The sequence below is a fragment of the Streptomyces ochraceiscleroticus genome (genome assembly GCF_000720485.1).
GTDB lineage: Bacteria > Actinomycetota > Actinomycetes > Streptomycetales > Streptomycetaceae > Streptomyces > Streptomyces ochraceiscleroticus.
On sequence record NZ_JOAX01000004.1, the window covers coordinates 291065 to 308845 of the forward strand.

The 17781-nt window shown below is 69.7% G+C and carries 12 protein-coding genes and 1 pseudogene; 11 read left to right on the plus strand and 2 right to left on the minus strand.

Annotation, left to right across the window (positions count from 1 at the left end; genetic code table 11):
* Window positions 1-104: 104 nt before the first annotated feature.
* Entirely contained in the window at window positions 105-1286 is a 1182-nt protein-coding gene (locus IG84_RS0107165) for an acyl-CoA dehydrogenase family protein (RefSeq protein WP_031052688.1), read from the minus strand.
* A gap of 297 nt (window positions 1287-1583) precedes the next feature.
* On the opposite strand from IG84_RS0107165, the gene IG84_RS0107170 reads away from it, so the two are divergent.
* From IG84_RS0107170 to IG84_RS0107205, 8 genes and pseudogenes are all read left to right on the plus strand, one after another.
* The gene (locus IG84_RS0107170) at window positions 1584-2387 is read left to right on the plus strand and encodes an SDR family NAD(P)-dependent oxidoreductase (RefSeq protein ID WP_031052694.1); all 804 of its coding nucleotides are present in this window, start codon (window positions 1584-1586) and stop codon (window positions 2385-2387) included.
* A 119-nt stretch (window positions 2388-2506) separates the two neighbouring features.
* Window positions 2507-3490, plus strand: coding sequence for a PP2C family protein-serine/threonine phosphatase (locus tag IG84_RS0107175; RefSeq protein WP_078648660.1), 984 nt, complete (start codon window positions 2507-2509; stop codon window positions 3488-3490).
* A 167-nt stretch (window positions 3491-3657) separates the two neighbouring features.
* On the plus strand, window positions 3658-5682 hold the full coding sequence (locus IG84_RS0107180) for an ATP-binding protein (RefSeq protein ID WP_245659265.1): 2025 nt from the start codon (window positions 3658-3660) through the stop codon (window positions 5680-5682).
* Window positions 5683-5823: 141 nt separating this feature from the next.
* A pseudogene (locus tag IG84_RS37745) lies at window positions 5824-7044 on the plus strand (pectate lyase family protein); the annotation flags it as partial.
* A gap of 167 nt (window positions 7045-7211) precedes the next feature.
* On the plus strand, window positions 7212-8135 hold the full coding sequence (locus tag IG84_RS0107190) for an AurF N-oxygenase family protein (RefSeq protein WP_031052699.1): 924 nt from the start codon (window positions 7212-7214) through the stop codon (window positions 8133-8135).
* Between the two features lie 61 nt (window positions 8136-8196).
* Window positions 8197-9765 (plus strand): FAD-dependent oxidoreductase, encoded by a 1569-nt coding sequence (locus IG84_RS0107195; protein ID WP_031052700.1) that lies wholly within the window; start codon window positions 8197-8199, stop codon window positions 9763-9765.
* Window positions 9766-9932: 167 nt separating this feature from the next.
* Complete coding sequence (locus tag IG84_RS0107200) at window positions 9933-11546, plus strand: carboxylesterase/lipase family protein (RefSeq protein ID WP_031052704.1); 1614 nt, start codon at window positions 9933-9935, stop codon at window positions 11544-11546.
* A 96-nt stretch (window positions 11547-11642) separates the two neighbouring features.
* The gene (locus tag IG84_RS0107205) at window positions 11643-13154 is read left to right on the plus strand and encodes an MFS transporter (protein WP_051861474.1); all 1512 of its coding nucleotides are present in this window, start codon (window positions 11643-11645) and stop codon (window positions 13152-13154) included.
* A 1-nt stretch (window position 13155) separates the two neighbouring features.
* Here the strand turns inward: IG84_RS0107205 and IG84_RS0107210 are convergent, their stop codons facing one another.
* Entirely contained in the window at window positions 13156-14667 is a 1512-nt protein-coding gene (locus IG84_RS0107210) for an MFS transporter (protein ID WP_031052708.1), read from the minus strand.
* An 88-nt stretch (window positions 14668-14755) separates the two neighbouring features.
* Here IG84_RS0107210 and IG84_RS0107215 point away from each other — a divergent pair, with 88 nt between their 5' ends.
* The 3 genes from IG84_RS0107215 to IG84_RS0107225 all read left to right on the plus strand — a co-directional run bounded on the left by IG84_RS0107215 (window position 14756) and on the right by IG84_RS0107225 (window position 17757).
* Window positions 14756-15946 carry a YncE family protein gene (locus IG84_RS0107215; RefSeq protein ID WP_107053823.1) on the plus strand — a complete coding sequence of 397 codons (1191 nt, stop codon included), beginning with the start codon at window positions 14756-14758 and terminating at the stop codon, window positions 15944-15946.
* A gap of 59 nt (window positions 15947-16005) precedes the next feature.
* A complete protein-coding gene (locus IG84_RS0107220; RefSeq protein ID WP_031052713.1) occupies window positions 16006-16434 on the plus strand; it encodes an RrF2 family transcriptional regulator in 429 nt (142 codons plus the stop codon).
* Window positions 16435-16581: 147 nt separating this feature from the next.
* Window positions 16582-17757: a globin domain-containing protein gene (locus tag IG84_RS0107225; RefSeq protein ID WP_031052715.1), complete on the plus strand. Its 1176-nt coding sequence runs from the start codon at window positions 16582-16584 to the stop codon at window positions 17755-17757.
* Window positions 17758-17781: the final 24 nt, after the last annotated feature.

The following is a 17781-nucleotide window of genomic DNA, read 5'->3' on the forward strand; positions in this document are numbered from 1 at the left end:
GCGACCGCCCCGGCTGCGCCGTACACCCGACTCTGCGTACGAGAAAGGTCACGGACATGAAGACCAGGACCATCGGCTCGCTGGAGGTCTCCGCCACCTGTTGATCACGGCGCCAGGTCGAGAAACTCCCAGTGGGATCGGGGTTGTGCACCGCTGAGCCATTTTCCGCAGTTCTGCAGGACCATCGGGCTCGAGGTGATGTGCTGGGTGCCTGTGCCGAGATCGCGCAGGAACCGGTCGATCGGCCCGCGCCGGATCGCCGCCGTCCCTGCCCAGCGGTGCACCGTCCGGCCCACGTCCTGCACGGTCCATGTCGCGTGGTTGAGCGCCAGCCTGAGCAGCGTGTCCTGCTCGGTACTCAGCAACTCACCTGTGTCCAGAGTGGCTTCGATACCGTGCCATACCTCCATCACCCACGCCCGCGCCGAACGAAGCTTGGCTTCGGCGGTCGCGTACTCCGCGTGGAACTGTGCCGTGTCGACGGCGGCGTTACGCGTGCCGGACTTGGCCGCGGTGACCAACTTCAGTTCATCGAGCAGGCGCCGCCCGACACCGAGCGCCCAGCCGGTGTGCCCGATTGCGGACATGTTGACCAAGCCGAGGCGGTAGATCGCGCCACCGTTGGCCGGGGTGGTCGTGGTGGCGAGATAGGTGTGCGTCGCCGGGACGTACACATCGGCGCAGTGGTAGTCGATACTGTGCGTCGCACGCAGCCCGAGCACATCCCAGTTGTCGACCAGTTCCACCTGCGACTTCGGCATCGCCAGCACCCGCAGCTCCCCGGTGCCCTCGACCTGGATCGCACTGTGGATATGGGTGGCGTGCGCCATGCCGGAGGCGAACTGCCAACTGCCGCTCACCAGATAGCCATCCTCGACGGGGACGGCCCGTCCGGGCCGGGTGCCGTGCCCGGCCAGCAACGCGTAATCCCCGCGCGCGACGTCCGGGAACAAGTCGGCGGCCGCAACGGCATCGAGATAGGCCGCAGTCGTGCCGGTCATCAACTGCAGCGCCATCATCGTCCAACCGGCCGCGGCATCGTGGTAGCTGACCCGCTCGACCGTCTCGATCAGTTGACGTGGGGAGAACTCGTGGCCGCCGAGGTTCCGCGCCAGTGCGGCCCGGATGATCCCAGCGTCCAGCAATGCCTGCGCGATGCCCTCGGTGAGTCTGCCGAGCCCCTCGGCCGCGTCCGCGTTCGCCTCCAGCGCCCCGCCGAGTGCGTCGATCCGCTCGAGCATCGCGGGACATTCCGGGCTGACATGTAATCCGGCCGAGACCGCCATGGGTGGTCGCTCCTCGCTATCAGTATCAGTACTGAGTCAGCGTCACTTTAGCGAGGGGCCGTACCATTCCCCAGACCGCCGTTGCCCATCCCGAGCTGCCGGGCGATAACCCGTTGGCTGCGGCCAGTGGCTGTATCAACTCGCCGTCGGCTGCGTACGCATTATCTGAAAATCGTGTGGAGTGGGGCACCGAGCTCCCTACGATGCACTGCATCAAGCCATTCGGGGCCGATACATTCCGTCGTTGGCCCGAGCGGCCCTTGTCGTCGCAGAGTCGGCCCACAGAAGGAGGGCGCCATGGCGCCATATGACTTGACCGGGCGAACGGCGCTGGTGACAGGCGGTGCGCAGGGGTTGGGAGCCGGGATGGCCGAGGCGCTCGCCCGCGCCGGCGCGGCCGTCATGATCGGCGATGTGCAGAAGGAGGCCGGCGGGGAGACCGCGGAGTCACTGCGGGAGTCCGGTGCCACAGTGGAGTTCGTCCCCCTCGATGTCGCCGAGGATGCGAGCTGGGAGTCGGCCGTCGGTCGGACCGTCACCGCGCTGGGTGGCCTGGACATCGTCGTCAACAACGCGGGAGTGCTGGCCTCAGGGCTGATCGCCGACCTCGAGCGCCAGGCGGTCCGCGAGATGCTGGAGGTGAATGTCCTCGGGGTCGCGCTCGGTATCAAGCATGCCTTCCGGGCCATGCGCCCTGGTGGGCCGGCCGGGGGTGGCGGTGCGGTCGTCAATGTCTCGTCGGTGGCCGCGACGGTCCCCTTCCCCGGCATCGCGGGCTACGCGGCGACCAAGGCCGGAGTCGACCGGCTGACCCGCGTGGCCGCGCTGGAGTCCGGCAAGCTCGGCTACGGCGTGCGGGTCAACTGCGTCTATCCGGGCCTGGTACCCACCGCGATGGGTATCCAACTCGCCCGGGACATGGAGGAGCTGGGGCTTTGGCCCAGCGCGGAGGCGGCCGTCGGCGATGTCATCGGGCTCACCCCGCTCGGTCGGCTCGGTGAGGTCACCGACATGGCCGATGCGGTGGTCTTTCTCGCCTCCGACGCGGCCCGCTTCGTCACCGGCGCGGGTCTGCCGGTCGATGGCGGCATGGGGATGTAGAGGAACATGTGAACGGTAAAGCGGCGTATGAGCGGCCGGCGCGGAATGGCGTTCGGTCGAGGGTCCGGGTCGTTCCTTGAGGTCCGGGCGATACATCGGCTGATCGAGCTGGAACGGCGATGAAGTCTCCCCGGGACTATTCCTGGTACTTTCCCGCAGCGGCAGGTGCGGGTGCCGCAGCCATTCTCGGCACGCTCGCACGTGAACCTTCCGACACCGTGATGGCCGGTGCCTGCATGGCGCTGGTAGCGGCGTCCTCCGGCGTTTCCGCGGTGATACTCCGTCGCCGGGGGCGGGGCCTCAGTGCGCTGCGGGCGGTGGCGGAGACGGTCCAGCGGGAGATGCTGCGACCGCTGCCGGACCGGCTCGGGGGACTGCGTACCGCGGTCCGCTACGAGGCCACGCAATCCGGGGCGCTGGTCGGTGGGGATGTCTACGACGCCGTCCATACGCCTTTCGGTGTGCGGCTGTTCATCGGTGACGCGATGGGCAAGGGCCTGTCGGCGGTAGGGACCGCCATGGATGCCCTCGGCGCCTTCCGTAACCTGGCCCAGCGCGAAAGGCGGTTGTCCGCGCTGGCACAGCGCATGGACTCGGTCCTCGCCGTCCGGGACGGCGGCGTGGACTTTGTCACCGCCTTGTTGATCGAGGTCGCCGACGGGAGTGACAGCGCCGAGCTGGTCTGCTGCGGCCACCCGCCACCGCTGCTGATCCGCGCCGGCCGAGCCACCTTCGTGGACGTTCTGCCGCCGTCGCCACCGCTCGGCCTCTTCGGCCTCCAGAACGACTGGTGCCGGGCGGGCACCGTACCGCTGGCCGACAACGACCGGCTGCTGCTCTACACGGACGGCGTCACCGAAGCCCGCGACGCCAAGGGGGACTTCTATCCCCTCGCGGAGCGGGCGGCGGTGCTGAACGACGACGATCCCGGAACCTTCCTCGACGTCCTCACTGCCGACCTCATTCAGTACTCGATGGGCAAACTGCACGACGACGCCGCGCTTTTGCTCATCGACTTCGGAGAGATTCGTGCACGTGCGCGCCAAGCGTGGGCGGAAAGTTGTCAATCGCCTCGGAAGAGTGCCACCAGGCCCATACGGTAGGGCCCCATAGGGGGCGTGCCGGTGGCCGTGCCCATCCCTGAATAAGGCGTCCATATCACTGAGGTGAGTCGGCTGTGGCTGGCGGTCTGCCTACGGAAAAGCCGGGCTTCATCGGACGTAGCCGTGAACTCGCCGCCCTGCGGCAGGCGTGGAAGCGTTCCCGGTTGGTGACACTGACCGGGATCGGCGGTGTCGGGAAGACCCGCACCGCGCTGCGCGCCGCCGCCGAGATTGCGGGCGACTTCCGCGATGGAGCCTGGTTCGTCGAGCTCTCCGGGCTCCAGGACAGTGAGTTGCTGATGCACGCGGTCGCCAGGGTGCTGTGCCCCACCGACCACACGACCCGGCCCATGGAGGAGGTGCTGGCCGATCACCTCAGCACCAAGCATCTGCTGCTCATCCTCGACACCTGCGAGCACCTCGTAGACGCCTGCGCGGACCTCGCGGACCTGCTGCTGCGCGCCGCCCCCCGGCTACACCTTCTCGTCACCAGCCGGCAGCCTCTCAGCATCCCCGGCGAACAGGCATTCCTGCTGGAACCGTTGCCCGTCACGGAAGACGCGGTCGCCCTGTTCGCGCAGCGCGCCCTCGCCGCTCGTCCCGGCTTCACGCTGGCCGGCCGCAACAGGGCGACCGTGGAGCGGATCTGCACGCGGCTCGACGGCATTCCGCTCGCCATCGAACTGGCAGCCGGGCGACTGCGGACCGAGAGCCTCGAGGATCTCCTCGACCGCTTGGACGACCGCTTCCAGCTCCTCGTCAACGAGAAAACCCTCGCCGAGAAGGCCGCCGGCGATCCGGGCGGCCCGCTCCACAGCGCCTTCCGCCACGACACGCTGCGCACGGCGATCGGCTGGAGCCATGAGCTGTGCCGGCCGCACGAGCGGCTGCTGTGGGCCCGGCTCTCCGTATTCATCGGCGACTTCTCCCGCACGGCCGTCGAGCGCGTATGCGGTGACGACATTCTGGAGAAGGCGGAGATCGGCGATCTGCTCACCGGGCTCGTCGAGAAATCGCTCCTGGTCCGGGAGAGAGGACCGGACGGCGAGCGGTTCCGACAGCTCGACACCGTACGTGCGTACGGCGCCGAGTGGCTGCGGCGCCTCGGCGAGGAACTACCCCAGCGCACCCGCCACCTCGACTGGTGTCAGGCGTTCGCCGAGCGGGGTGAACGGAACTGGTTCGGCCCGGGTCAGGCCGCCGTCTTCCACGCCACCCGCCGCGAGCACGCACAGCTCTTCGCCGCCCTCGACTTCGCGCTGTCCACTCCGGGCCACGAGCAGGCCGGGCTGCGGCTCGCCGGAACACTCTGGTTCTACTGGGTCGGCTGCGGTCTGCTCGGCGACGGCCGCTACTGGCTCGACCGTGCCCGCGCCCTCGGGTCCGGTCCCACCCGCGAGCGGCTCAAGGTGCTCTGGGTGGGCGGGTATGTCGCCATCCTCCAAGGCGACTCGGAGGCGGCCCTGGCCATGCTCACCGAGTGCCGGTCGCAGGCGCTGCGTACCGGCGACGACACAGCGTACGCGTACGCCACCCACCGGCTCGGCTGTGCCGCACTGATGCGGGATGACCATCGAACGGCGCAGGAATTCTTCGAGACCTCACGCAGCCGTTACGCCGAACTCGGTGAGCTCAACAGTAATGTGATGATGGCTCAGGTCGAACTGGCCATGGCCCTTGCCTTCCAGGGCGACCTGGAGGCCGCCGTCGGCCTCTGCGCGGAGGCCCGCTCCATCTGCGAGTCGCACGGCGAGCGCTGGGCCAAGGCATACGCCCTCTACGTCCTCTCCTATGCGGCCTGGACCACAGGACGGTATGAGGAGGCCGCGGAGCTGGCGCAGGAGTGCCTGGTCATCAATTACGAGTTCCGCGACCTGGTCGGCGTGGTCCTGCCCATCGAACTCATCTCCCTGTTCCGCGCCTCCAGCGGACACAGCTTCCCGGCCGCCATGCTGCACGGCGCGGCCCGGCGCATCTGGCGGAAGGTCGGGCTGCCCCTCTTTGGATCCGCATACTTCAACGCCCCGCACGAAGCGGCCGTTGCCCTCGCCCGGAAGGCCCTGGGTGACGATCAGTACGCAGCGGCCGTGGAAGGCGGTATCCGGCTCCCTCTGGGCGAGGCGGTCGCTTCGGCGCTGGTCGAGGTGGACCAGCTGCTCCGGAAATCCGCGCCGGAGATGCGATTCCCGTAAGGCGGCTTCCGGGAACTCCGTCGACAGGTCGGCCGCGCCGGCAGCCGACTGTTCATCGACAGGTCGGCAACCTCGACGGCTGCTGCGACGACTACAGCGTGCAGTAGCACCCAGCATTCGAAGAGGAATGGGGAGACGAGGATGAGACGATCAGTAGCGCTGCGACTTCATGCGGCGCTGGCCACGATGGCGCTCGCGGCCGCGGCCGGGGTGGCTCTGGGGGCACCCGATGCCTCGGCGGCGACCACCGGCGCCACCGGCTACGCGAGCCAGAACGGCGGAACCACCGGCGGTGCGGGCGGGCAGACGGTACGGGCCACCACAGGGACCGCGATCCACACGGCCCTGTGCAACCGGGCCAGCAGCAGCACTCCGATCACCATCCAGGTCGAGGGCACCATCAATCACGGCAACACCTCCAAGGTGTCGGGCGACAGTTGCAACACCGCCGACGGCGTGATCGAGCTCAAGCAGATCAGCAACGTCACGATCATCGGGGTCGGCAATGGCGCCGTCTTCGACCAACTGGGCATCCACATCCGGGAATCCAGCAACATCATCATCCAGAACGTGACCGTCAAGAACGTCAAGAAGTCGGGCTCCCCCACCTCCAACGGCGGGGACGCCATCGGCATGGAGAGCGACGTCCGCAACGTCTGGGTCGATCACACCACGCTGGAAGCGTCGGGCGGGGAGTCGGAGGGATACGACGGCCTCTTCGACATGAAGAACAACACCCAGTACGTGACCCTGTCCTACAGCATCCTGCGCAACTCCGGCCGCGGTGGCCTCGTCGGGTCCAGCGAGAGCGACGTCTCCAACGGCTACATCACGTACCACCACAATCTGTACGAGAACATCGACTCGCGTGCGCCGCTGCTGCGTGGCGGCGTCGCGCACATGTACAACAACCACTACGTGAGCCTCAACGAGTCCGGGATCAATTCCCGGGCAGGGGCCCGCGCCAAGGTCGACAACAACTACTTCGAGGACTCCAAGGACGTCCTGGGCACCTTCTACACCGACGCGGCCGGTTACTGGCAGGTCAGCGGCAACACCTTCGACAACGTGACCTGGTCCAGCCCCAGCGAGGAGAACCACCCCGCCGGCCCGAACCCGCAGTCCAACACCTCGGTCGGCATCCCCTACTCCTACGGCCTCGACGAGGCCGCCTGCGTGCCGGACATCGTGAGCCGGACCGCGGGAGCCGGCAAGGGACTGCAGGAGTCGAACGGCGACTGCTCGGCGTAGTCGCCGGCCGCAGCACCGACCGAGCCCTCACTGGAACCGACGGAACCCAGCGGCGCCGGCCTCGGCCTCGGGGTCGGCGCCGACGGTTCCGGCTCGGTCAAGCGAAGATCACGGTGCCCCTGACCAGGGGTTCCGCAGCCATGCCCGTCCTCGTCGTTACCGAGGGGTAGGCACACCACGGCTCTTGCTATAAAGTCCGTCAACAAGCCGACGCCGTTACCGCCGGTAATAGCAGCAGTGGATGAGGTACTTCCCGGACTCGACTGGAGGAGCCCCGCATGGCCATCAGCATCCCGCGGCCGGAGGCCCGGAACCGCACCCCCGAGACGCCCGCTGACGGCATCGCGCGGCGGCTGCTCGATTCGTCCGCGCAGCTCTCGTACGACCCGCTCACCGAGGTCGACTGGGAGACCCCGCTCGACGAGGGCTTCCACGGCGCCAGCCCGGAGTGGAGCACCCTGTACGGGACGGCGTACTGGAACGAGCTGACCGACGCGCAGCGCAAGGCGCTGACGCGGCAGGAGGCCGCCTCGGTGGCCAGCACCGGCATCTGGTTCGAGATGATCCTGCAGCAGATGGTGCTGCGGGACATCTACGCCAAGGACCCCACGGACGACACCTTCCAGTGGGCGCTCACCGAGATCGCCGACGAGTGCCGCCACTCGATCATGTTCGCGCGCGGCGCGAAGAAGCTGCGGGCCCCGGCCTACCGCCCGCACCGGGCCGCGGTCGAACTCGGCCGGGTCTTCAAGACCGTCGCGTTCGGCGAGGCGGCGTACGCGGCGATCCTGGTCGCCGAGGAGGTCCTCGACGTCATGCAGCGCGACTGGATGCGCGACGAGCGGGTCGTGCCGTTCGTCCGCACCATCAACAACATCCATGTCGTCGAGGAGTCACGGCACATGAAGTTCGCCCGCGACGAGACGCGCAAGCGCCTCGCGCGCGCCGGCCGGGTGCGTCGCCAGATCCACTCCCTCCTGATAGCCGTGGCGTCCTACGTCATCGTCACGAGCATGGTGAACCGGAAGGTCTACGCGAACGCCGGGCTGGACGAGGAACGCGCCCTCCGCGAGGCGAAGGCCAACGAGCACCACAAGTCCATGATGCGCTCGAGCTGTTCGGGCCTGATGGAGTTCCTGACCTCGGTGGGACTGCTCACCAAGCCCGCGCTGTACTTCTACAAGCGCGCCAACCTGATCTGACGACTGATCACACGACTGACCTGAACGACCTGATCTGACGACTTTCAGCCGAGCGGACGACATGGCCTTCGCGATCACCCAGACCTGCTGCACGGACGCCACCTGCGTGGCCGTTTGCCCGGTCAACTGCATTCATCCCACGCCCGATGAGCGGGCCTTCGGCAGTACGGAGATGCTGTACGTCGATCCGAAGGCATGCATCGACTGCGGCGCCTGCGCCGACGCCTGCCCGGTGGACGCCATCTTCCCGGTCGACAGCCTGACCGGCGGACAGCGGGAGTACGCCGACATCAACGCGGCCTATTTCCAGCAGTCGGAGCTGACGTCACAGGCGGAGCCGGAGACGGACGCGGAGGCGGGAACGCCGGCAGCCTCGGAGGCAGCCGACCACGGCCCGAACTTCCACGCCTGGGGCAAGCCGGCCTTCGAACGCATCCTGCCCTCGGACTTCCAGCCGCTCCGGGTGGCGATAGTCGGCACCGGGCCGGCCGGCATGTACGCCGCCGAGGACCTGCTGCTGAACACCCGGAGCGAGGTGACGCTCGTCGACCGGCTGCCGGTCGCCGGCGGACTCATCCGGTACGGAGTGGCGCCGGATCACCCGGCCACCAAGAAGATCGGCAACGCCTTCGCCCGTTTCTACGCTCATCCGCGCGTGCGCATGCACCTCGGCCTCGAGGTGGGCGCAAATGTCACGGCCGAGGAGCTCGCCGCACACCATGACGCGGTGATCTACGCCGTGGGTGCCGCCACGGACCGGCGGCTCGGCATACCCGGCGAGGACCGGACGGGCAGCATCTCCGCAACCACCTTCGTCGCCTGGTACAACGCGCATCCGGAGGTCGCACCGGACGCCGTCGACCTCTCGGCCGAGCGGGTGGTCGTGGTCGGCAACGGCAACGTCGCCCTCGATGTGGCCCGGATCCTGGTCTCCGACCCGGAGACACTGGCCGACACTGAAATCGCCCGCCACGCCCTGGAAGCGTTGCGCCGCAGCAAGGTGCGCGAGGTGGTACTGCTGGGGCGCCGCGGCCCGGAACACTCGGCGTACACCAGGTCAGAGCTGCTCGCCCTGAAGCACCTGCCCGAGGTGGACCTGCTCGTGGACGACCACGATCCGCGGATCGGGGCGACGATCGACGCCGCCGGGCCGATGGAGAAGGCGCAGGTACTGCAGGGCGTGGCGCGGGAGGCCGTCGACTGGACCGTGCCCGCGGAGGCGGCGGGACGGCGGCGCCGCATCGTGTTCCGCTTCCACTCCACGCCCGTGGAAGTGTGCGGGGACGACACCCTCCGCGCGGTGCGCGTCACCGGCGGCGCCGGGGAGCTGGAGATCCCGGCCGGCATGGCGTTGCGAGCGATCGGCTACCGCGGAGTGCCCCTGGCGGGGCTGCCGTTCGACGAGGTCACCGGGACCGTGCCGCACGAGCGTGGCCGGGTGACCGGCAGTCCCGGGACGTACGTCGTCGGCTGGATCAAGCGCGGACCCTCGGGAGGCATCGGCGCGAACCGCACGTGCGCGGCCGAGACGGTCGGCACACTGCTGGCCGACGCGGTGGCGGGCGCACTGCCCGCACCGACCGGCGGACCAAAGGCATTCCGCCGCCTCGCACGCCGCCGACGCCGCTGACGGCAGGGCTGCCCAGCACTGACCGCGCAAGCCAGGTCATTCGGGCCCAACGTTTTCTTGTTCAACTTATTGACCGACTTGGGTCACGCCCGTAGCTTTCCGAGGCGTAATGCGTTCAGTGCGTTCAGTAGTTGTATCCGCGTCGATGCACACTGAAAGGGCCGCCCATGCTCACCACTCGTTTACGCCGCGCGTGTACCGCCCTGCTGGCGGGCGCGCTGGTCGCGCTCGCCGCGCCGCAGGCAGGCGCCACCACACCAGTACCGGACACCGACACCGCCGTGCGTACCCAGCAGGGCTGGGTGCGGGGCGAAGCCACCGCGGCCGGGCGTCAGTTCCTCGGTATCCCGTACGCCGCGCCGCCTGTCGGTGCGCTGCGCTGGCGGGCACCGATGCCCGTGGCTCCCTGGTCCGGCGTACGGGACGCCACCGACTTCGGTCACCGTTGCGTCCAGTCCGCCGGCTGGGACCCCGGCTATGAACAGCCCACCCATACCGAGGACTGCCTCAACCTCAACGTGTACAGCCCCGCCGCCGCCCGTTCCGGCCGGAAGCTTCCGGTCATGGTGTGGCTGCACGGTGGCGGACTCACCGGCGGTGCGGGGGCCGATGTGGTCCCCGACGACTTCGCCGCCAAGGGATCGGTCGTCGCCGTCACCCTCAACTACCGCCTCGGCGCTATGGGGTTCCTCGCCACACCGGGCCTCGATGAGGAGGCCGGAGACCGCACCTCGGGCAACTTCGGCATGCAGGACCAGCAGGCGGCCCTGCGTTGGGTGCGGGCCAACATCGCGCGGTTCGGCGGCGATCCGGACCAGGTGACCATCGCGGGCGAATCGGCCGGCGGCCGCTCCGTCTGCACCCACCTCGCCTCGCCCACCGCACGCGGCCTGTTCCATCGCGCGATCATCCAGAGCGGCGCCTACAGCGACTGCGGCGCCCGTACGCGCCGTGCCGCCGACGCCGACGGCACGTCCTTCGCCGCTTCCGTCGGCTGCAAGGACCCCGCGACCGCCACGGCCTGTCTGCGCCGCAAGCCCGCGAAGGACATTCTCGCTGCTCAGGCGGGCCACGACTGGGGTCCGGTGACGGGTGGTTCCTTCCTGCCCGAACAGCCCGCCGCCGCCTTCGCGAGCGGTCGCTACGCGAAAGTACCGGTGATCAACGGCGCCAACCGCGACGAAGGCACCCTTTTCGCCTTCGGCAGCTACGACGCCCAGGGCACACCGCTCACCGCCGAGCAGTACCCGCAGGCCCTGCGCACCGCGTACGGCCCCGAAACCGGCGAGAAGGCCCTCGCCCGCTACCCGCTCGCCGACTACCCGACGCCGACGCTCGCCTACGCCGCCACCGTCGGCGACCAGCTGATGGCCTGCCCGGCGCTGCGCCTGGACGACCGCCTCGGCGCACGCACCCCGGTGTACGCGTACGAGTTCGCCGACCGGACCTCACCGCCCTTCGAGTCGCTGCGCAACCTCGGCACCGACTTCCCCTTCGGCGCGACTCACGTCAACGAAGTGCAGTACCTCTTCCGGCACTTCGGGCACGACGCCCCGCTCAACGCGGAACAGCGCGTACTGGCCCGGCAGATGACCGCGTACTGGACGGCCTTCATCCGCACCGGCACCCCGCACGTCGCCGGCCAGCCCGACCTTCCCGACCAGCGCACCGCGCCGGGACGCGCCCTCTCCCTGCGCACGGCGTCGGCGGGCGGCAACGCGGTGACCGCCACCCTTCACACCGACCACCTGTGTGATCTCTGGGACGGTGCAGGCCAGTAGCGTGCTGGTGACCGATATGCGGACACTCGCGCAGACGAATTCCGGTCAGTGCATACGATTCGCCGGTACGTCCCCGCACCGCACCGGAAGGCCCCCGTGAGCTCCACCCCTCCCCCGTCCGCCACATCGCCGGAGACGGCGTCCGGCGCGGTGCTGATCCGTTCGGCGGCCGATGTCTCCGATCTGGTCAACTCGGGCACGGCACGCGGCCGGCACGCCAGGATGATCGTGATCATCGCGCTCGGCGGCATCTTCCTCGACGCGTACGACCTGAGCTCCCTCGCGTACGGGCTGCCCGACATCACGAAACAGTTCGGGCTCAGCTCGGCCATGGCGGGGCTGGTCACCGCCTCGATCAGCGTCGGGTCGCTGCTGGGTGCGCTGATCGGCGGCTGGCTGGTGGACCGCATCGGCCGCTACCGGGTCTTCATGGCCAACATGCTGTTCTTCGTCGTCACCGCGCTGGTGTGCGCGGTGGCGCAGGACGCGTGGACGCTGATCGTGGCGCGCTTCGTGATGGGCATCGGCGTCGGCATGGACATCCCGGTCGCCATCGCGTTCCTCGCCGAGTTCTCCCGGCTGCGCGGCAAGGGCAGCAAGGGTTCGCGCACGGCCGCCTGGTCGCCCGCCTGGTACGCGGCGACCAGCGGCTGCTACCTGGTGATCATGCTGCTGTACTTCCTGCTGCCGGACGCGCAGCTCGGCTGGCTGTGGCGGTTCACCGTCGGCTTCGGCGCGGTGCCCGCGCTGGTCGTCCTGCTGCTGCGCAGGCGGTACATGAACGAGTCCCCGACCTGGGCCGCCGACCAGGGCGACCTGGAGGGCGCGGCGAGGATTCTGCGGCAGTCGTACGGTGTGGACGCGCGCGTCGCCGACGACGTGCCCGCGCGGGCGCCCCGCCCGCCTCGGCCCGGGCTCGCCTCGTACGCGCGGCTCTTCACCCCGCCGTACCGCGCACGCACGATCCAGTCCGTGACCGTCGGCGTGGCCGAGACCTTCGGATACAACGCGGTCGCGTTCGGGCTGCCGATCATCATCGCCACGCTGATGACCCAGGGCCCGCTGACCACGATCGCGTCCTCCTTCGCCCTGAACCTCGTCTTCGCCCTCACCGGCGGGCTGCTCGGCATCCGCTGGGCGTCGACGAAGGGCGCCTGGCCGATGATGACGCTGGGCTTCGCGATCCAGCTCGTCGCCATCACCCTGCTCGGGCTCATCGGGCAACCGTCCGGGACGGCCGTGGTGACGGCGGGGATCCTGATGCTCGGCGCCTTCATGTTCGCCCAGGGCTTCGGCCCCGGCGCGCACATCATGAGCTACGCCTCGCTGGGCTTCCCCACGTCGATGCGCGGCGTCAGCATCGGCTTCAACCAGGCCGTGCTGCGGCTCGGTTCGACGCTGACACTGTTCTTCTTCCCCGTCCTCAGCAGCGGCCTGGGCACGGATGTGTACTGGGTCATCCTCGCCGCGCCCGTCCTCGGCCTGACCGCGCTCCTCGTGAAGCGCTGGGAGCCGGTCGGCTTTGACGCGGACGCGGAGGAACGGGCCAGGCCGGCGCCGGAGACTGCCGCGCATTCCGGTACGGCCGAGCATTCCGGAAAGCACTGAGTCAGTTGCCGCCCTTCCGCCTCGGGGACTGCGTCGAGGCGCCCGGGTCGAGGGGCGGCGCTGATACGCCGCAGTGGTAGGCGCACGGGGTGCGCTCCTGGGCGCGCTCCGGGGCGCGGGACCGCACCGTGAACCAGGCGAGGACCGCGCCGGCGATCAGCAGTGCCGCGCAGAGGAAGAGGGACCGCCGGTAGCCGGCGGCGAACGCGGTGGGCGAGAGGTACGTTTCCGGGCCCATGCCGGCCAGCAGGGGCAGGGCCGCCACGGCGAGCAGACCGGCCGCGCGTGCCGCGGCGTTGTTGACGCCGCTGGCCAGTCCGGCGCGGGTGACGTCCACGGAGGCCAGGACGGTGGCGGTGAGCGGCGCGACCAGGAGCGCCATGCCGCAGCCCAGCACCGACACGGCGGGCAGGACCTCGGCGCGGTAGGAGGCATGGGTGCCGGCCCGCGTCATCAACAGCATCCCCGCGGCGCACAGCAGCGGGCCGACGACCAGCGGGATGCGTGGGCCGATGTGCCGGGCCAGTTCGCCGGAGCGGGCCGAGAGCAGCAGCATCAGTACGGTGGTGGGAAGCAGTGCGGTTCCGGCGGCGAGCGCCGAATAGCCCGCGGCCACCTGCAAGTACAGCACCGTAAGGAAGAAGAAGCCGCCGAAGGCCGCATAGACGCAGACGGTCACCGCGTTGACCGCGGTGAACTGCGGCAGTGTGAAGAGCCACGGCGGCAGCATGGGGTCGGGGTGGTGCCGCTCGACTTGAAGGAAGGCCACCGCGAGCAGCACGCCGGCGATCGCGGTGAGCAGCACGTCGGGTGCCGCGCCCCGGCCGGGCGCCGCGATCAGGGCGTAGGTCACCGCGCCGAGCGCCAGCGCACCCAGGGCTGCGCCGAGCACGTCGAAGCGGCCGTGCGTGGCGGGGTCACGAGTTTCGGGCACATGGCGGGCGGCGATCGGTACGCAGGCCACCGCCAGCGGCACGTTCAGGAAGAACACCCAGCGCCAGCCGGGGCCGTCCACCAGCCAGCCGCCGAGGAAGGGGCCGACCGCGGTGGCCACGCCGCCCAGGCCGGACCACGCGCCGACCGCGCGGGACCGCTCATCAGGATGGAAGACGGCCTGGATGAGGGCGAGCGAACCGGGGGTGAGCAGGGCGCCGCCGACGCCTTGGAGGGCCCGCGCCGCGAGGAGCACCGCGGCGTTGGGTGCCAGTCCGCACAGCAGAGAGGCCGCGGCGAACCACACCATGCCGATGAGGAAGATCCGGCGTCGGCCGTAGCGGTCGCCGAGGGCGCCGCCGAGCAGGATCAGGGCTGCCAGGGTGAGCAGGTAGGCGTTGACGGTCCACTGCAGGACGGCCAAAGGGGTGTGCAGGTCGGTGCCGATACGGGGCAGGGCGACATTGACGACCGTACTGTCGAGCATCGCCATGCCCGAGCCGAGGACGGCCGTGAGCAGGACCCAGCGGCCCTGGGCTGTCGCCATCCGTACAGTGCCGGGAGCTGCGAGGTTGCTCATAGGGTGAGCATGCACCCACTACGGCACGGAACCACCCGAACAGACGGGAAACGCTGAACACGTCGCACAACCGTGCATGAATACGCGTATGCCATCGTTCTCCCAGAGGCCGCCGACGGGTCGGCGGCGTGTCGTGGCCGCCGCGGCCCTGGCCGGCGTGCTGCCGGCCGCGGGCTGTGGCGGACCGGCCGGGCACGAGGGCCACGACGGCCACAGCGCCTCTCCGCAGGCACGTACCGCGGCGGCACGCGCGCTCCCCGGGATGCCGCCGGTTCTGAACCCGCGCGACCTGTACGCGGCGGACCGGCCGAACAAGCTGTCTCCGGTGGTCAGGGACTTCCCGTCGCGGGTGTACGTGCCCAACACCGAGTCGGACACCGTCAGCGTGATCGACCCCAGGACGTACAAGGTGACGAGGACGATCCGCGTGGGGCGGCAGCCGCAGCACGTGGTGCCCTCCTGGGACCTGAAGACCCTGTGGGTCAACAACGACCTCGGCAACAGCCTGACCGCCCTCGACCCCGCCACCGGGAAGAAGGGCCGCACGGTCGACACGCACGACCCGTACAACCTCTATTTCACGCCCAATGGCAGGTACGCGGTGGTCATGGCCTCCAAGGACCGCCAGGTGGTCTTCCGGGATCCGAGGACGCTGAAGGTCCGCAAGGCCCTCTCCGTCGACTGCGCCGGGGTCAATCACGCGGATTTCTCGCCCGACGGCCGGTACTTCATCGTCTCCTGCGAGTTCTCCGGTGAGCTGCTCAAGGTCGACACGGCGCGGATGGCGGTGATCGGCAAGCAGCGGCTGCCCCGGAAGGGCGCGATGCCGCAGGACGTGAAGATCTCCCCGGACGGCAGGACCTGGTACGTGGCGGACATGATGTCCGACGGGGTGTGGGTGCTCAACGGGGACCGGTTCACCGAGCCGAGGCTGCTGCACACGGGCGAGGGCACCCACGGCCTGTATGTGAGCCGGGACTCGCGGACGATGTACATCTCGAACCGGGAGGAGGGCTCGATCTCCCTGCTGGACTTCGACAGCGGCCGGCTCGTCGGCAAGTGGCACCTCCGCGGTGGCGGCAGTCCGGACATGGGCGGGCTGTCGGCCGATGGCAAGGTGCTGTGGCTCTCGGGGCGCTACGACTCCGAGGTGTATGCCATCGACACCCGGAACGGGCGCACACTGGCCAAGATCCCGGTGGGCCGCGGGCCGCACGGCCTCGCCGTCTATCCGCAGCCGGGCCGCTACTCACTCGGACACACCGGCATTTTCCGGTGATCACCGGCCACCCCCACCTAAACTTGCATGCGATATTCGCATTTAGCTAGGGTTCCGGCATGCGCCTGACGAAGTCCACCGATCTCGCGCTGCGGACGTTGATGTTCCTGGCCGTACGCGACACCGCGTCGACCGCGCGTGACGTCGCGCAGGCGATGCAGGTGCCGCATTCGCATCTGGCCAAGGTCGCCGCGCGGATGCAGCACCTCGGGGTCGTCGAAGGCCGCCGGGGACGGGGCGGCGGGCTCGCGCTCACCGCCACGGGGCGGACGGCGTCGGTCGGATGGCTGGTCCGGGAGCTGGAGGGTGTCGGCGATGTGGTCGACTGCGAGGGTGATCCACCCTGCCCCCTCGCAGGGGCCTGCCGACTGCGCAGGGCGCTGCGCGAGGCCCAGGAGGCGTTCTACGCCACGCTGGACCCGCTGACCGTGGATGACCTCACCGCCTCACCGGCCGGTCCGGTACTCCTCTCCCTGTCGAGCCCGTGAGCCACCGCTCGAGGCCCTGACCCGAGGATCTGACCCACCGACCGGACCCTGGCCCGAGACCCTGATCCGTCGCGCCGCCAGCGACGCTTCCTCTCACCCGTAAATACGCATCTCACATTCAGATTCATTCAGATACGGAGCCCCGTCATGCTCTCCCCCGCTTCGGCTGCCACCATCCGCGCCACCCTGCCCGCCGTCGGCGCGGCCATCGGAGACATCACCGAGCGGTTCTACGACCGGCTCTTCACCGCCCACCCGGAACTGCTGCGGGACCTGTTCAACCGCGGCAACCAGGCGGCCGGGACCCAGCGGCAGGCCCTCGCGGGCGCCATCGCCGCCTTCGCCACCGGCCTCGTGGAACACCCCGAACAGCGCCCGGACGCCATGCTCGAGCGCATCGCGCACAAGCACGCCTCCCTCGGCGTCACCCCCGGCCAGTACGAGGTCGTGCACACCCACCTCTTCGCCGCCATCGTCGAGGTACTGGGTGACGCGGTCACCGAAGAGGTCGCCGCCGCGTGGGACGAGGTCTACTGGCTCATGGCCAACGGCCTCATCGCCATCGAGGCCCGGCTGTACGCCCAGCACGGCGTGCTGCTCGGCGACACCTGGCGGCCCTGGGTGGTCACCGAGCGCACCCAGGAGACCGCTGACGTCGTCACCTTCCGCCTCCGCCCGGCCGACGGCGGCCCGCTGCCGACCGCACGCGCCGGCCAGTACGTCTCGGTACGCGTCCCGCTCGAGGACGGCGCCCGCCAGATCCGTCAGTACAGCCTCTCCGGCGCCCCCGGCAAGGAGACCCGCACCATCACCGTCAAGCGCGACGGCGAGGTCTCGGCCCACCTCCACGACCACGTGCGCGAGGGCGACCGGCTCGATGTGTCCGCCCCCTACGGCGACCTCGTGCTGCCCGACACCCGGACCCCGCTGCTCCTCGCGTCCGCCGGGATCGGTGTCACCCCGATGCTGGCCATGCTCGACCACCTCGCGGAGACCGACTACGCCGCCCCCGTGACCGTGGTGCACGGCGACCGCTCCCCCGCCGACCACGCCCTGCGCACCGAACAGCGGGCACTGGCCGGCAAGCTGACGGACAGCGCGGTGCACTTCTGGTACGAGAACACCGAGGACGCCGAGCAGGGCGACCGCGCCGGCCTGGTGGACCTCGCCGACGTGGCCCTGCCGGAAGGGGTGCAGGCTTACCTGTGCGGTCCGCTGCCCTTCATGCGGGCCGTGCGCACCCAGCTCCTGGAGCGCGGGGTGCCCGCCGCGGCGATTCACTACGAGGTCTTCGGCCCCGACCTGTGGCTGGCGACCGCCTGAGCCACCCCGCGTCCCGGTGCCGTA

Bases quoted from the DNA above. Each gene is read 5' to 3' on its own strand.
- IG84_RS0107165 (WP_031052688.1), bottom strand. From the start codon at position 1,286: ATGGCGGTCTCGGCCGGATTACATGTCAGCCCGGAATGTCCCGCGATG.
- IG84_RS0107170 (WP_031052694.1), top strand. From the start codon at position 1,584: ATGGCGCCATATGACTTGACCGGGCGAACGGCGCTGGTGACAGGCGGT.
- IG84_RS0107175 (WP_078648660.1), top strand. From the start codon at position 2,507: ATGAAGTCTCCCCGGGACTATTCCTGGTACTTTCCCGCAGCGGCAGGT.
- IG84_RS0107190 (WP_031052699.1), top strand. From the start codon at position 7,212: ATGGCCATCAGCATCCCGCGGCCGGAGGCCCGGAACCGCACCCCCGAG.
- IG84_RS0107195 (WP_031052700.1), top strand. From the start codon at position 8,197: ATGGCCTTCGCGATCACCCAGACCTGCTGCACGGACGCCACCTGCGTG.
- IG84_RS0107200 (WP_031052704.1), top strand. From the start codon at position 9,933: ATGCTCACCACTCGTTTACGCCGCGCGTGTACCGCCCTGCTGGCGGGC.
- IG84_RS0107210 (WP_031052708.1), bottom strand. From the start codon at position 14,667: ATGAGCAACCTCGCAGCTCCCGGCACTGTACGGATGGCGACAGCCCAG.
- IG84_RS0107215 (WP_107053823.1), top strand. From the start codon at position 14,756: ATGCCATCGTTCTCCCAGAGGCCGCCGACGGGTCGGCGGCGTGTCGTG.
- IG84_RS0107220 (WP_031052713.1), top strand. From the start codon at position 16,006: ATGCGCCTGACGAAGTCCACCGATCTCGCGCTGCGGACGTTGATGTTC.
- IG84_RS0107225 (WP_031052715.1), top strand. From the start codon at position 16,582: ATGCTCTCCCCCGCTTCGGCTGCCACCATCCGCGCCACCCTGCCCGCC.